The organism is Streptomyces sp. NBC_00028, from assembly GCF_045041065.1.
Taxonomy (GTDB): domain Bacteria; phylum Actinomycetota; class Actinomycetes; order Streptomycetales; family Streptomycetaceae; genus Streptomyces.
Map to the genome: position 1 here is coordinate 4,167,832 of NZ_CP108293.1, position 13,730 is coordinate 4,181,561.

The following is a 13,730-nucleotide window of genomic DNA, read 5'->3' on the forward strand; positions in this document are numbered from 1 at the left end:
GGCCTCTCAACCATGCGTCGATCGGGAGAGACCGGGATCGACACACACGCCGAACTTTCTTGAAGATCTTTTACGGGCGTCTTTCACCGGCCTTCAGTTCAGCTCGGATCCGAACGCCGCCTTCGCGTACGGCGCCCCCACCGACTTCCCCCCGAACACGAACGCCGCGTCCGTCACGACGCCCGTCGGCCGGCCCCGCAGGGACCACACCGCCCCCGCACGGGAGTTCTCCCTCGCGGCAGACGCCGCCAGGTCCGCGTAGCCGTTCCCGTTGAGGTCCAGGAGCCGTACCGCGCCGCCGAACCCGTCCCCCGGTTCCGCCGCCCCCGGCACCCCGGCCGTGTTCTGCGTGAACGCCTGAGCCCCGGTCCCCGTCAAGCCCGTACCCGTGCCGTACAGGACGTCGACGATGCCCGCCCCGTCGTCGTACCCGAGTTCCTCGCCCGGCGCTCCCACCGCCAGGTCGGCGCGGCCGTCGCCGTTGATGTCGCCGGCCGCGACCGAGGCGCCGAAGAAGTCGACGTCCTCGTACGCGCCCGGCACTCCTGGAGTGTCCTGGGTGTACCGCTGCCAGGTCGCGCTCGGTGCGAGCCCCGAGGGCGAGCCCACCGCCACCGTCACCGACGAGTCCGGCGCGTTGCCGACCGCCAGGTCGTCGTGGCCGTCGCCGTCGAAGTCGCCGAAGGCCAGGCCGCCGCCCCCGCCCGGGAACGTACCGCCGGGAGCGGGAGCGAGGCCCGTGGGCGAGCCGACGCAGAAGCGGGTGCAGTAACTGCCGTCTCCGCAGTACACCTTCAGGGCGAGCTCGTCGCGGCCGTCGGCGTTCACATCGCCCGTCGCGCCGTCCCAGACATCGACGTACCGGAGGCCTTCCGGGTCGAGGGCCTTCGTACCCGCCGGCTTTCCGGTGCGGGTGAGCGGGCCCGTCCACACCGTCGCCGTCGTGCCGAGCGGGTCGTCGCCCTGGGCGCGGCCGCCCTGGAAGAGGGCCAGGTCGAGCTCGCCGTCGCCGTCGAAGTCACCCGCCTGGGTGGTCGACGCGGGGATCGCCGTACCGCCGGACAGGCCGCCCTTCGCGCCCCACACCACCACCGCCGAACGCGTCGCGGAGACATGGCCGACGACCAGGTCCGCCCGTCCGTCGCCGTCCAGGTCCCCTTTGGAGAGCTGGATGCCGAACTTCTCGTTCTTGGCGGGGCTGCCGGGGACGCCGGTGGTGGCGCGCCTGATGACCGTCCGCCGGTCCTTGGTCAGGCCGTGCGGGCCGCCGTACAGGACGACGACGTAGCCCGCGGCGCTCTGTCCGCCGACCGTGGCATCCGGGGCGCCGACCGCGAGGTCCTGGTAGCCGTCGCCGTCGAAGTCGTCGCGGACCGGGGCGGACGGGGCGGCGGTGGCGGTGGCGGTGGGCAGGGCGCCCAGCGCGAGCAGGCCCGCGGCCAGCGGGACCGCCCAACGGCCGTATGTACGAAGGGAGAACATGGGCGACCCTCTCACTTACGGCGACACAGTCACCGCACATGACCCGCCGCCGGGTGAAGGGGTTGTAGTCACCTCAGGGACTTCCACAGTTTGCTCGCCTGCGGCTCCTGCGCCACCACCCGGTTGTGGTTCGAGGGTGCCGGGAGGACCGGCATCGTCACCGTCCTCACCTGGTCCGCCGACAGGCCCTTCAGGCTCTGGCCGAGGCTCATCAGCTCGGTCAGCGAGTCGAGGCCGGTGTCGGTGGTGAGGCTGCCGGTGATCGCGTCGGCGACGGAGTAGAACCTGGTGGGCGAGGTGAGCAGGTTCGTCGAGGAGATCTGCTCCAGCAGGGCCTTCACCAGTTTCTGCTGGAGGCCGATCCGGCCGAGGTCGCTGCCGTCGCCTATGCCGTGCCGGGTGCGGGCGAGCGCGAGGGCCTGCTTGCCGTCGAGGTGGTGGGTGCCGGCCTTCAGGGTCAGGTGGCTGCTGGGGTCGTCGATGTCCTCGTCCGTCGTGACCGTGACCCCGCCCAGCGCGTTCACCAGCTTCGCGAAGCCCGAGAAGTCGATCTCGATGTAGTGGTCCATGCGGACGTCCGTGATCGACTCGACGGTCTTCACGGCGCACACCGGGCCGCCCAGCGCATAGGCGCTGTTGAACATCGCGTTGTACGCCACCGCCGTGGAACCGCCGTCCTCGAGGGGGCAGGACGGGCGGGTGACGAGGGTGTCGCGCGGGATGCTGACGACCGTCGCCTCGGTGCGGCCCGCGTCGATGTGCACGACCATCGCCGTGTCGGAGCGGGCGCCGGAGCTGTCGCCGCCGCCGAGGGCCTGGTTCTCCTTGCCGCTGCGCGAGTCGGAGCCGAGGACCAGGATGTTGACGGCCTCGGTCGGCAGCGGGCTCGCGGACGCGGAGGCGGAAGGTGCGGGCGTCACGGTGGCCTTCGCCGGGCGGTCGTCGCCGAGCGCCTGGTCGATGTCGACGCTCTTGATGTTGCTGTTCAGATGCCAGTAGACCCAGCCGCCCGCGGCGGCGCCCGCCACCAGCACACCCGCGAGAGTGAGGCCGGCGGCTTTCAGCACGCGTGACCGCCGCCGGCCCACTGGTCTGCCTTCGTCGTCTCCGTTCACGGAGAGGAACGTAAGTCCGAATTATTACGAGGGCACTGCCCAGGCCGCCTTTCTTCGGAAAATCTCACTTTTCTCAGCCCAGCGTCACCGTGGGGACGGGGTTGCTCCCGCTCCAGTTGGCGTTGAACCCGAAGGTCACCGAACCGCCGTCCGGGACGGTCCCGTTGTAGGAGGCGTTGGTGCAGCTGACCGCCGCCCCGGTCTGGGTGCAGGTCGCGTTCCAGGCCTGCGTGATCTGCTGCCCGGCGCCGTACGTCCAGGTCACCTTCCAGGACGACAGCGAGGCACCTGAGCAGGAGATCGTCACGTTCCCGGTGAACCCGGTGTTCCACTGACTCGGCACGCTGTACGCCGCCGAGCACGCCCCCGTCGGAGGCGGTGTCGTCGTACCGCCCAGCGCCTCCGCGATGCCGTAGTAGGCCGGTTTCGGCGCGTAGTTGGCGTCGTACGGGGTCGCCGCCCCGTAGCCGGGGAAGGTGCTGTCGACCCAGGAGTCGGAGTCGGCGAAGCCCCAGACGGTGAGGTTGACGCACCGGGTCACGGCCACGCAGGCCGCCGTCACCGCCTTGTAGTCGGCCTTCTGCTGCGCGAGCTTCGTACTGTCCGCCGGCAGCGCCATCCGGATGTCCAGCTCGGTGATCGCCACGTCCACGCCGAGGTCGGCGAAGCGCTGGATGTTCTGCTGGAGCGTGGACGGCACCTGGCCGAGGATGAGGTGGGCCTGGAGACCGACGCCGTCGATCGGGACGCCCTGCTCCTTCAGCGACTTGACCAGGTTGTAGAGGGCCGTGCTCTTCGCGTTGACGCCCTCGACGTTGTAGTCGTTGATGTAGAGCTTGGCGGCCGGGTCGGCGGCGCGGGCGTCGGTCAGGGCCCGGGCGATGTAGCCGGAGCCGAGGCCGTTGTACCAGAGGGTCGAGCGATAGGTGCCGTCCTCGTTGAACGGCTCGTTGACCACGTCCCAGGCGGCGATACGGCCCTTGTAGCGGCCGGCCTCGGTGGCGATGTGGTTGTCGAGGAGGGTGCCGAGCTGGGCCGGGGTCCAGCTGCCGTTGGTCAGCCAGCTCGGGTTCTGGCTGTGCCAGACCAGGGTGTGGCCGCGCACCTGCTGGCCGTGCGCCTCGGCGAAGTTCACGATCTGGTCGGCCTCGGCCCAGTTGAAACTGCCCTGGGTCGGCTCCACCGAGCCCCACTTCATGGCGTTGCCGGGGGTCAGCGAGCTGAACTGCGCCCCGGCGATGTCGCCGTAGGTCCCGGTGAGCTTGGACCCGGTCACTGCGGTGCCGATGACCTTGCCCTTGGCGGTGCCGAGGTCACGCAGGGGCGTGTCGGCGGCGTGCGCCGCGGGCGCCGTCAGCAGGAGGGTGCCCAGCGTCGCGAGAAGGGACGCCAGGGATAAGCCGGTTCTCAGAGATCTCATTGCGGGTGCCTCCGAAAGTTTCGGTCGAACAACCGATTGGCTTCGGGGCAGTGTGGGGTGCCGCGGCACACCCGTCAATACAGCAACGCCTCATCCCTGCTGAACCGCGCGGCCCGCTAAACCGCCGGAGGCGCCCCCGTGCTGCTGCGCACCACCAGGCTCGTCGCCAGCTCCACCCGCGTCGCCGCGGGCGAACCCTCCTCGCGCGCGAGGTCGAGCACCAGCTTCGCCGCCGCCTCGGCCATCTCGGTCAGCGGCTGCCGTACGGTCGTCAGCGGCGGCCCCACCCAGGGCGCGACCGGCAGATCGTCGAAGCCGACGACGCTCAGGTCCTCCGGAATGCGCAGCCCCAGCTCACGAGCGGCCTCGTAGAGCCCGAGCGCCTGGAGGTCGTTGCCGGCGAAGACGGCGGTGGGCCGGTCCTCGCGGCGCAGCAGGTCCAGGCCCAGCCGGTAACCGGCCTCGTGGTGGAAGTCGCCGTTCTTGATCAGCGCCGGATCCACGGGCAGCCCGGCGGTCTCCAGCGCGGCCCGGTAGCCGTCGACACGGGCGCGGCTGCACATCATCCGGGACGGGCCGCTGATGGCGCCGATCCGGGTGTGGCCGAGCTCGACCAGATGCCGGGTGGCAGCGAGGCCGCCCTGCCAGTTGGTGGCGCCGATGGACGGCACGTCGGCGCCCGGGTCGCCGGCCGGGTCCATGACGACGAAGGGGATGGAGCGGCTGGTCAGCAGGGCGCGCTGGGACTCGTCGAGCCCCGAGAGGACCAGGATGACGCCGTGCGGGCGGCGGGCGGCGACCTGGTCGGCCCAGGTGCGGCCCGGGGTGAGCCGGCCGGCGCTCTCGCTGAGCACCACGCTCAGCCCGGCGTCCCGCGCCACGTTCTCCACACCCCGGATGACCTCCATCGCCCAGGCGCTCTCCAGCTCGTGGAAGACCAGGTCGATGAGCGGGGAACGGCTGGCCTCGGCCCGTCGCCGGCGATAGCCGTGGGCGCGCAGCAGCTCTTCCACTCGGGTACGGGTCGCCGGGGCGACGTCGGCCCGTCCGTTGAGGACCTTCGAAACAGTCGGCGCCGAGACTCCGGCCTCGCGCGCGATCTCGGCGAGCGTCGCGGTCTGCGTCGAGCGTCCTGCTGTCCTGGTTTCACCGGGCTCCGGGGGTGTCATGGCGGCGATCGTATCCCTGCACGACCTCTTGACGAACCCTTCGCACCGGCCTAGGTTCCCAAAACATTCGGATTACACATCGAAACATTCGCGAGAGACGTTCGTGAGAGCCCTTCGTGAGAGGTCGTTCGACCCGACAGGAGTTTCATGACCACCGCGCCTTGGCGTGACCCCGCCCTGACCGCCGCCGCCCGCGTCGACGACCTCCTCTCCCGGATGACCCTGGAGGAGAAGACAGCCCAGCTGTACGGCGTGTGGGTGGGGGCCAGCACCGACGGGGACGGCGTCGCCCCGCTGCAACGCGAGATGACCGCCGAGTACGACTGGGACGAGCTCATCACCCATGGGCTCGGCCAGCTCACCCGCCCCTTCGGCACCGCCCCCGTGGACCCGGCGCTGGGCGCGCAGGCACTCGCCCGCGCCCAGCGCCGTATCGCCTCGTCCGGCCGCTTCGGCATTCCCGCGCTCGCGCACGAGGAGTGCCTGGCCGGCTTCACCGCCTGGCAGGCGACCGCGTATCCGGTTCCGCTCGCCTGGGGCGCCGCCTTCGATCCGCCGCTCGTCGAGGAGATGGGCCGGCACATCGGCCGCGATCTGCGCGCGGTCGGTGTCCATCAGGGCCTCGCCCCCGTCCTGGACGTCGTCCGCGACCCGCGCTGGGGACGGGTCGAGGAGACCATCGGCGAGGACCCGTACCTGGTCGGCACGGTCGGCGCCGCCTATGTCCGCGGCCTGGAGTCGGCCGGCGTGGTCGCCACGCTCAAGCACTTCGCCGGGTACGCCTCCTCCGCGGGCGCCCGCAACCTGGCGCCGGTCCGGGCGGGGGTGCGCGAGTTCGCCGATGTGACGCTGCCGCCGTTCGAACTGGCGCTGCGCGAGGGCGGGGCGCGCTCGGTGATGGCCGCGTACACCGACACGGACGGCATCCCGGCCTCCGCCGACCCGGGCCTGCTCACCGAACTCCTGCGGGAGCAATGGGGGTTCACCGGCACGGTCGTCGCCGACTACTTCGGCGTCGGCTTCCTGCAGACCCAGCACCGGGTGGCCGGCACCGAGGCGGAGGCCGCCCACGCGGCGCTCGCGGCGGGCCTCGACGTCGAACTGCCCACCCTGAAGTGCTACGGCAAGCCCCTCCTGGAGGCCGTACGGGCGGGCGAGATCGCCGAGGAGCTGATCGACCGGGCGGCCCGCCGCGTCCTGCTCCAGAAGTGCGAACTGGGCCTGCTGGACGAGGACTGGGACCCGGAGCCCACCGGCCGTATCGACCTCGACTCGACGGCGAACCGGGCACTGGCCCGCCGGCTCGCCGAGCGGTCGGTGGTCCTGCTGGACAACCCGGACGGCGTGCTGCCCCTCTCCCCCGACACCCGGATCGCGGTCGTGGGCCCGAGGGCGGCCGACGCGCTCGCGATGCTCGGCTGCTACTCCTTCCCGTCCCATGTCCTCACCCACCACCCCGACATCCCGATGGGCATCGAGATCCCGACCGTCCTGGAGGCCCTGCGCGGCGAACTCCCGGACGCCAAGGTGACGTTCGCGGAGGGCTGTGGGGTCGACACCCCGGACACCGGCGGCTTCGAGGAGGCGGTGGCCCGGACCGCCGAGGCGGACGTCTGCGTGGCCGTCCTCGGCGACCGGGCGGGCCTGTTCGGCCGGGGCACCTCGGGCGAGGGCTGTGACGCGACGGACCTGCGACTGCCCGGCGTTCAGGGCGAGTTGCTGGACGCCCTGGTCGCCACCGGGGTGCCCGTCGTCCTCGTTCTGCTGACCGGAAGGCCGTACGCGCTGGGCCGCTGGCACGGCCGGCTGGCCGCGTCCGTGCAGGCCTTCTTCCCGGGGGAGGAGGGCGGCCCGGCGGTCGCGGGAGTGCTGTCGGGCCGCGTCAACCCGTCCGGGCGGCTGCCGGTGAGCGTCCCGCAGGAGCCGGGCGGCCAGCCCTGGACCTACCTCCAGCCTCCGCTGGGCCTCGCGGGCGAGGTCAGCAACCTGGACCCGACCCCGCTGTACCCCTTCGGACACGGCCGCTCGTACACGACGTTCGCGTGGGAGTCGGAGGCGGTCGGGGCAGAGATCACAACCGACGGTTCGTACGACGTGAGCGTCGCCGTCCGCAACACCGGTGACCGCGCGGGCGCCGAGGTCGTCCAGCTGTACCTGCACGACCCGGTGGCGACGGTGACCCGTCCGGACGTCCGGCTGATCGGCTACCAGCGGCTGGAGTTGGCGCCGGGAGAGGCGTCCCGGGTGACCTTCCGCTTCCACGCGGACCACTCGGCGTTCACCGACCGCACCGGCCGCCGGGTGGTGGAACCCGGCGCCCTGGAGCTACGGCTGGCGGCCTCCAGCACCGACGTCCGCCACACAGCCCGGCTGACGCTCACCGGGCCGGTACGCGAGCTGGGCACCGACCGCCGGCTGCGCTGCGAGACGGAGGTCGAGCCGGGGGCGGAGGAAACGGCCTGATCACGGAGGGGGCCGAACACCGGTTCCCTGTGCCAGAATCCGCCGACGCCCCTGAGGGTGGGCGACGGGGGATGCCATGAACGCGCAGGGAACCGGGCCCGCCCGGGAGTGGTGGCTCATCACGGCCATGCTGACGCTCGCCGTGCTGCCACCGACGGCGGCGCTGGTGGGGTTGTTCGTCGCCGTCTCGGCCTGGGGCGAGCACTCGGACGCGATGATGCCGGTGCTGTTCCTCCTGATCGCCGGCTTCGGTGCCGTGGCCGCCTCGCGCCGCCTCCCCGGCCGGGCGGTACGGCCCCCCGAGGAGCCGGAACTGGCCGCGCTGGTGCAGGACGTCGCCGAACGACTCGGCTTCCGTGAACCGCTGCTGGTCCGGGTCGTCCCCGATGTGCACGCCTCCCTGCGGCGCGCGAAGGTCTCCGGCATCCACGCCTACGTCCTGGTGCTCGGCCTCCCCCTGCTCCGGGCCCTGACCGCCGACCAGTTGGCGGCCGTGGTCGCGCACGAGCTCGCCCACGAACAGCACATGGGCCACCGCCGCACCTCCTGGCTGCTGCGCTCCCGCCACCTCCTCGGAGTCTGGCTCACACCCCGCCTGCGCCCCCTGGCCCCAGTGGCCGCCCCGCTCCTGCGAGCCACCCAGCCCCGGGCCTGGCGGACGGAGACGGACGCCGACACCGACGCCGCCCGTGTCACCGGCACCCGCGCGACCACGACGGCCCTCGAACGGACCGTCCTGCTCGACGCGGTGTACAGCGGCCTCGGCCGCCGCTGGTGGGCCGCCCTCGCCCGGGACGACAGCTATCCACAGGACTTCTACGACGCCCTGGACACCGCCGCCGGTGATCCGTACGTGGCCCGCCGAGCCGCCCGTGTCGCCGCCGAACTGGAGGCCGTGGACCCCTACTCCACCGCCGACCACCCGCCCGTCGCCGCCCGGTTGACGGCACTGCCGGACACGGACCCGGCCACCGCCACGCCGTACGGCGAGGAACCGATACCGCTGCGCACCGCCGAGGCGCTGGAGCGCTGGTGCGTGGAACAGCTCCTCGCACACCCCACGGCACGAGGCCGGGGCCGCCGCCCGAGAGGTAAAAAGGCCACGCGGCCGCCGCGTCCGCTCAGCCTTCTCAGCCTCACGGACGACCGCCTCCACGAACTCCTCGACGACGCGGGGTCCTCGCCGCTCCGGTCACCCGAAGCCCTGGAGGCCGCCCTGAACGCCGTCGCCGACGGCACCTGGCCCCGCCTCGCCCGCCGTATCGAACCCCGCATACGCCAGGTCCCCGCCTCGGTGCGCCGCGCCTTCGCCCGGGACGTACTGACCGACGCCCTGCTCCCGCCCGTCACCGAGGCCCTGCGCGCGGCGGGCTGGACCCGCGCGAGCCGCTGGCGCACCAGCGTGCTCACCGCCCCCGACGGCACCACAATCGACGTCGGTGACACCCTGACCGCCGCCCTGGACAGCGACGACCCCGCCCCCGTCCGTGCCCTCCTGGGCCGGCAGGAGGCCGCCGTATGACCGCCCCGAGACGCCCGGCCCTGCGCGTGGCCCTGTTCGGCCTGACCGTCACGCTCGCGGGGTACGCCCTGCTCGGCGCGTGGCTGGCTGGGAACGCGTACGCCAACGACCGGGCCGTCGACCGCTACAACGAGCACACCGAGTTCGCCGTCGGCGACGTTCTGGAGGACGCCCTCAGCCCCGGCGACAAGATCCGTGCCCGCTGGACGGACGACGCGGGCCACACGCACGTCCAGAGCTTCGTGCCTGACGACGACACCTACCCCTACCCCAAGTACGCGCGCTTGTTCCTGGAGTACGACCCGACCGGGAAGAACCCCCACGCCCACCCCTACCAAGTGGGCGAGCACGGGCCCGACCCCCTGGACGAGGACGACCTCATAGGCTCCGCCGTCGCCGCCGGGATCGTCGCCGCCGCCCTCTGCGCCGCCTGGGCCCGCCGAGGCCTGGCCTTCCGGCTCGCGTCCCACCGCCCGGGCCGCCCCATGACGGCCGAGGTGCGGCTCGGCGAGCGCGTCCAGACCTTCCCCTGGCGCAGCGCGACCACGCTCTGGCTCGTCCTGGACGGCCGCCACTGGCAGCGCGTGATGTGGCACCCCGCGCTGGAGGACCGCCCCGGCCGATTCCCGGTGACGGTCCACGGCACCCGTACCGCCGTAGCGGTCCTGCCGGACGGCACCCGTCCGGTCCCGGTCGGCCGCCTACGCCACCGGGAACCGGCCCGCACGACCTTCGCCGACCTCCGGACCGTCCGCGGCGACCTGCGGGATGCGTTCATCGTCCCCGCCGGAACCCTCGTCCGCCCTGCCCACGCCTGGTGGTGGCAGGCCTGGCCCGCCACGGCCTTCGGCGCCGTCCTCGGCTTCGCCGCGGGCTTCCTGACGGCCGACGGCACCCTGCTCGCCGTGGGCGGCCACACCCTGGCCTTCGCGACCCTGTCGACCTCGATGTGGGCCCTGAACGCCCCGCAGCCCTAACCTTCCACCGACTCGAACCGCCACCGATGCACGGCCCGGGTCACCAACTCCCCGTCCGGCTCGGGCAGTTCGGGGAGTACGGCGTCGTAGGCGGCGTCCCACCACGTGATGACGAGCACCCGGTCCTGCGGCGCCCGGAACGTCTCCCGGCGCAACGGCGTCACCGCCAGCTCCTGCGCCCGCGCCCAGGCCAGCAGCGCTTCGCCCCGGCCCTCGACCGCCCGCGCCTCCCACATCAAGGCGACCGTCACGAGTACAGGTTCTCCTTGCTGACCTCGTGGACGTGGTCGTGCCCGGGGACATGCGGGTCGGTCACCGGCAGCGAGGAGTCGGCCGACAGGTCCCAGCTGGAGGCGGGCCGGTTACGGGCCACCATCTCGGCCCCGAGCGCGGCCACCATCGCCCCGTTGTCCGTGCACAGCTTGGGGCGTGGCACCCGCAGCCGGATGCCGGCCGCCTCGCAGCGCTCCTGGGCCAGCGCCCGCAGCCGCGAGTTGGCCGCGACACCGCCGCCGATCATGAGGTGGTCGACGCCCTCGTCCTTGCAGGCCCGCACGGCCTTCCGCGTCAGGACATCCACGACCGCCTCCTGGAAGGACGCCGACACGTCCCGCACCGGCACCTCCTCACCGGCCGCCCGCTTCGCCTCGATCCAGCGGGCCACGGCCGTCTTCAGCCCGGAGAAGGAGAAGTCGTACGCCGGGTCGCGCGGGCCGGTCAGACCGCGCGGGAACGCGATCGCGCCCGGGTCGCCCTCCTTGGCGTACCGGTCGATGACCGGGCCGCCGGGGAAGCCGAGGTTCAGCACACGGGCGATCTTGTCGAAGGCCTCGCCGGCCGCGTCGTCGATGGTCGCGCCGAGCGGCCGTACGTCGGCGGTGATGTCGGTCGACAGCAGCAGCGAGGAGTGTCCGCCGGAGACCAGCAGCGCCATCGTCGGTTCGGGCAGCTTGCCGTGCTCCAGCTGGTCGACGCAGATGTGGGAGGCGAGGTGGTTGACGCCGTAGAGGGGCTTGCCGAGGGCGTACGCGTAGGCCTTCGCCGCCGATACGCCGACCAGGAGCGCGCCGGCGAGACCCGGGCCGGCGGTGACGGAGATCCCGTCGAGGTCGTTCGCCGTGACGCCCGCGTCCTTCAGGGCGCGCTGGATCGTCGGCACCATCGCCTCCAGGTGCGCGCGGGAGGCGACCTCCGGCACGACACCGCCGAAGCGGGCGTGCTCGTCGACGCTGGAGGCGATGGCGTCGGCGAGCAGCGTGGTGCCGCGGACGATGCCGACGCCGGTCTCGTCGCAGGAGGTCTCGATGCCGAGGACGAGTGGTTCGTCAGCCATGGTTCTTCTCTTCACTCGCAGGGTCGATGATCAGGCGCATCACGAGGGCGTCGACGTTGCCCGGCTGGTAGTAGCCGCGGCGGAAGCCGATGGGTTCGAAGCCGTAGCGCTCGTACAGCTTCTGCGCGCGGTCGTTGTCGACCCGGCACTCCAGCATCACTTCGGCGCACTCGAACGCGGTGGCCGCCTGGAGCAGTTCGGTCAGCAGCCGGCCGCCGAGACCGGTGCCCCAGTGGTCGCGGGCGACGGCGATGGTCTGCACGTCGGCCAGCTCCCCGGCGGAGGCGAGCCCGGCGTACCCGACGAGCCGCCCGTCCTCCTCGGCGACCAGGTACCGCCGGGTCGCGGCGGCGCCCCGCGCATGGGCCAGCTCGGACCAGAACATCCCCCGCGACCAGGCGTCCTCGGGGAACAGGTCCTTCTCAAGCTCCAGCACGGGATCGATGTCCCACCAGCGCATCTCCCGCAGTGCCGCTGTCACTTGGGGGTGACCACCTTGTAGTTCTTGGGGACCTGGGCGTCGGGCCGGCGCAGATACAGCGGCCGGGGCGCCGGCAGCTCCTCGCCCGCGGCGAGCCGCTCGGCGGCCAGCGCGGCCAGGGCGGCGGCCGACACATGCTCGGGCGCCCGCGCGTCCGGGAAGGTGTCGGGGTAGAGCAGCGCGCCGGCGCCCACCGCGGGCACCCCGGCGACCTGCTCGGCGATGTCGGCGGGCCGGTCGACGGCGGGGTCGGTGACACGGGTGCGGCGGTCGTCGTAACGCGCCCAGTAGACCTCCTTGCGCCGGGCGTCGGTCGCCACGACGAAGGGGCCCTCGACCTCGGTGGCGTACGCGAGCCCGTCCAGCGTGCACACGCCGTGCACGGGTACGTCGAGCGCGAGGCCGAACGTGTCAGCGGTCATCAGCCCGACACGCAGTCCGGTGTAGGGGCCGGGTCCGATGCCTACGACGATGCCGGTGACGGCGTCGAGCTTCAGCCCGGCCTCGGCGAGGACGCGGTCGACGGCCGGCAGCAGCAGCTCGCCGTGCCGGCGGGCGTCCACCTGGCTCGACGAGGCGACGACGTCCGTTCCGTCGTGCAGGGCGACGGTGACGGCGGGGGTGGCGGTATCCAGAGCGAGCAAGAGCACGCAAACAGCCTACGGCTCCCGCGCCGCGCACATCGCCGCCCCGGTGAGCCGCCTCCCGACTGCTAACGTCGCGAAGGATCACTGCGTACGACAAAGAGGTGGACGACCGTGCCCAGCACTTCCGCCGGAATCGTCACCGGACTGACGGCCGCGGCCCTCGTCACCGTCGGTGTCCTCGCCTACCAGGCCTCGGCGACCGTGCCCGCGACGCTCGGGCAGCCGCCCACGGACAGCTCGCCCGGGATCGCCGCCGCGAAGGCGCCCCGCGACACCCGTCACCCCGCCGCCCTGCCGGCCGGTTCCGGAAAGGGTGAACGGGTCGTGTACTCGGTGGACGACGACCGGGTCTGGCTCGTCGGCGCGGGCGACAAGGTGGAACGCACCTTCGAGGTCGTCCCCGGCACGGTCGACCCGGCGCCGGGTTCCTACTGGGTCACGTCCCGCTCGAACTCGGTCACCGGCACCGACGGCACGCCGATCGAGCACGTCGTCCGCTTCGCCACCGCCGGCAACGTGACGATCGGCTTCAGCGCGGCCGTCGCACCCGCCACCGCACCGCCGGACCCCACGGTGAAGACGGGCGGCATCCGGGAGTCCCGCGCGGACGGCGCCGCGATGTGGACCTTCGCGACGATCGGCCAGAAGGTGATCGTGATCCGCTAGGGCCTGTCCGGCGGATCAAGTCGCAGGAAAGCTGCGGCGCCTCATCGATGCAGGTGAGCGGGGGCGATGGGGGTGCCCCCGCGCGAGGTTGTTCGAGCGTGGGGGAGCGTTGGACTGCAAGGCGGAGGAGGGCGGCGACGCGATGGGGGCCCCTCCCGCTCGAGCGAAGCCGAGAGTGGGGGAGTCGGCAACCGACGACAACGCCGCAGGCCGACGCGCCAGACCCCGCGTCTGCGGCATGATCCGCCGGACAGGCCCTAGGCGGCTTCGCGGTGCTGTGCTCTCTCGATCGTCTCGGGGTCGGGCAGCCGGGGTGGCGTCGAGATCGTGTGCGCCGCGGCGCAGGCCGCCAGCAGGTCGCGCATGGGTACCGCGGACACCGCGCGCGGCGTCGACTCGTCTCGTTCCGTGGCCGACATGGTCGCCTCCTGAGCACCGGGGGCGGACGTGGTTAG

13 protein-coding genes are annotated in these 13,730 nt (G+C 72.6%); 4 read left to right on the plus strand and 9 right to left on the minus strand.

Going from position 1 to position 13,730, the window contains the following annotated elements; translation table 11 throughout:
- Nucleotides 1–93: 93 nt before the first annotated feature.
- From OG885_RS18375 to OG885_RS18390, 4 genes are all read right to left on the minus strand, one after another.
- The gene (locus tag OG885_RS18375; protein ID WP_405732638.1) at nucleotides 94–1,482 is read right to left on the minus strand and encodes an FG-GAP-like repeat-containing protein; all 1,389 of its coding nucleotides are present in this window, start codon (nucleotides 1,480–1,482) and stop codon (nucleotides 94–96) included.
- 68 nt (nucleotides 1,483–1,550) lie between these two features.
- On the minus strand, nucleotides 1,551–2,597 hold the full coding sequence (locus OG885_RS18380) for an LCP family protein (protein WP_405732641.1): 1,047 nt from the start codon (nucleotides 2,595–2,597) through the stop codon (nucleotides 1,551–1,553).
- A gap of 73 nt (nucleotides 2,598–2,670) precedes the next feature.
- Nucleotides 2,671–4,017, minus strand: coding sequence for an endo-1,4-beta-xylanase (locus tag OG885_RS18385; protein ID WP_405732644.1), 1,347 nt, complete (start codon nucleotides 4,015–4,017; stop codon nucleotides 2,671–2,673).
- Between the two features lie 116 nt (nucleotides 4,018–4,133).
- A complete protein-coding gene (locus tag OG885_RS18390; RefSeq protein WP_194081552.1) occupies nucleotides 4,134–5,186 on the minus strand; it encodes a LacI family DNA-binding transcriptional regulator in 1,053 nt (350 codons plus the stop codon).
- Nucleotides 5,187–5,333: 147 nt separating this feature from the next.
- Between OG885_RS18390 and OG885_RS18395 the strand changes: the two genes are divergently transcribed.
- From OG885_RS18395 to OG885_RS18405, 3 genes are all read left to right on the plus strand, one after another.
- Nucleotides 5,334–7,649 carry a glycoside hydrolase family 3 N-terminal domain-containing protein gene (locus OG885_RS18395; RefSeq protein WP_405732648.1) on the plus strand — a complete coding sequence of 772 codons (2,316 nt, stop codon included), beginning with the start codon at nucleotides 5,334–5,336 and terminating at the stop codon, nucleotides 7,647–7,649.
- 76 nt (nucleotides 7,650–7,725) lie between these two features.
- Nucleotides 7,726–9,171, plus strand: coding sequence for a M48 family metallopeptidase (locus OG885_RS18400; protein ID WP_405732650.1), 1,446 nt, complete (start codon nucleotides 7,726–7,728; stop codon nucleotides 9,169–9,171).
- Nucleotides 9,168–10,148 carry a hypothetical protein gene (locus OG885_RS18405; protein ID WP_405732653.1) on the plus strand — a complete coding sequence of 327 codons (981 nt, stop codon included), beginning with the start codon at nucleotides 9,168–9,170 and terminating at the stop codon, nucleotides 10,146–10,148. The genes OG885_RS18400 and OG885_RS18405 overlap by 4 nt, the downstream gene beginning before the upstream one ends.
- Here OG885_RS18405 and OG885_RS18410 read toward each other — a convergent pair.
- From OG885_RS18410 to tsaB, 4 genes are read right to left on the minus strand one after another with little or no spacing between them, the layout of a single operon-like run.
- Nucleotides 10,145–10,399, minus strand: coding sequence for a hypothetical protein (locus tag OG885_RS18410; protein WP_405732656.1), 255 nt, complete (start codon nucleotides 10,397–10,399; stop codon nucleotides 10,145–10,147). The genes OG885_RS18405 and OG885_RS18410 overlap by 4 nt on opposite strands.
- Nucleotides 10,396–11,481: a tRNA (adenosine(37)-N6)-threonylcarbamoyltransferase complex transferase subunit TsaD gene (gene tsaD / locus OG885_RS18415; RefSeq protein ID WP_405732659.1), complete on the minus strand. Its 1,086-nt coding sequence runs from the start codon at nucleotides 11,479–11,481 to the stop codon at nucleotides 10,396–10,398. Before tsaD ends, OG885_RS18410 begins: the two co-directional genes overlap by 4 nt.
- A complete protein-coding gene (gene rimI, locus OG885_RS18420; protein WP_405742776.1) occupies nucleotides 11,474–11,941 on the minus strand; it encodes a ribosomal protein S18-alanine N-acetyltransferase in 468 nt (155 codons plus the stop codon). Before rimI ends, tsaD begins: the two co-directional genes overlap by 8 nt.
- A gap of 17 nt (nucleotides 11,942–11,958) precedes the next feature.
- On the minus strand, nucleotides 11,959–12,612 hold the full coding sequence (gene tsaB / locus OG885_RS18425) for a tRNA (adenosine(37)-N6)-threonylcarbamoyltransferase complex dimerization subunit type 1 TsaB (RefSeq protein WP_405732662.1): 654 nt from the start codon (nucleotides 12,610–12,612) through the stop codon (nucleotides 11,959–11,961).
- A gap of 108 nt (nucleotides 12,613–12,720) precedes the next feature.
- Here tsaB and OG885_RS18430 point away from each other — a divergent pair, with 108 nt between their 5' ends.
- On the plus strand, nucleotides 12,721–13,275 hold the full coding sequence (locus OG885_RS18430) for a hypothetical protein (RefSeq protein WP_405732665.1): 555 nt from the start codon (nucleotides 12,721–12,723) through the stop codon (nucleotides 13,273–13,275).
- Nucleotides 13,276–13,532: 257 nt separating this feature from the next.
- Here the strand turns inward: OG885_RS18430 and OG885_RS18435 are convergent, their stop codons facing one another.
- Nucleotides 13,533–13,694 carry a hypothetical protein gene (locus OG885_RS18435; protein ID WP_405732668.1) on the minus strand — a complete coding sequence of 54 codons (162 nt, stop codon included), beginning with the start codon at nucleotides 13,692–13,694 and terminating at the stop codon, nucleotides 13,533–13,535.
- Nucleotides 13,695–13,730: the final 36 nt, after the last annotated feature.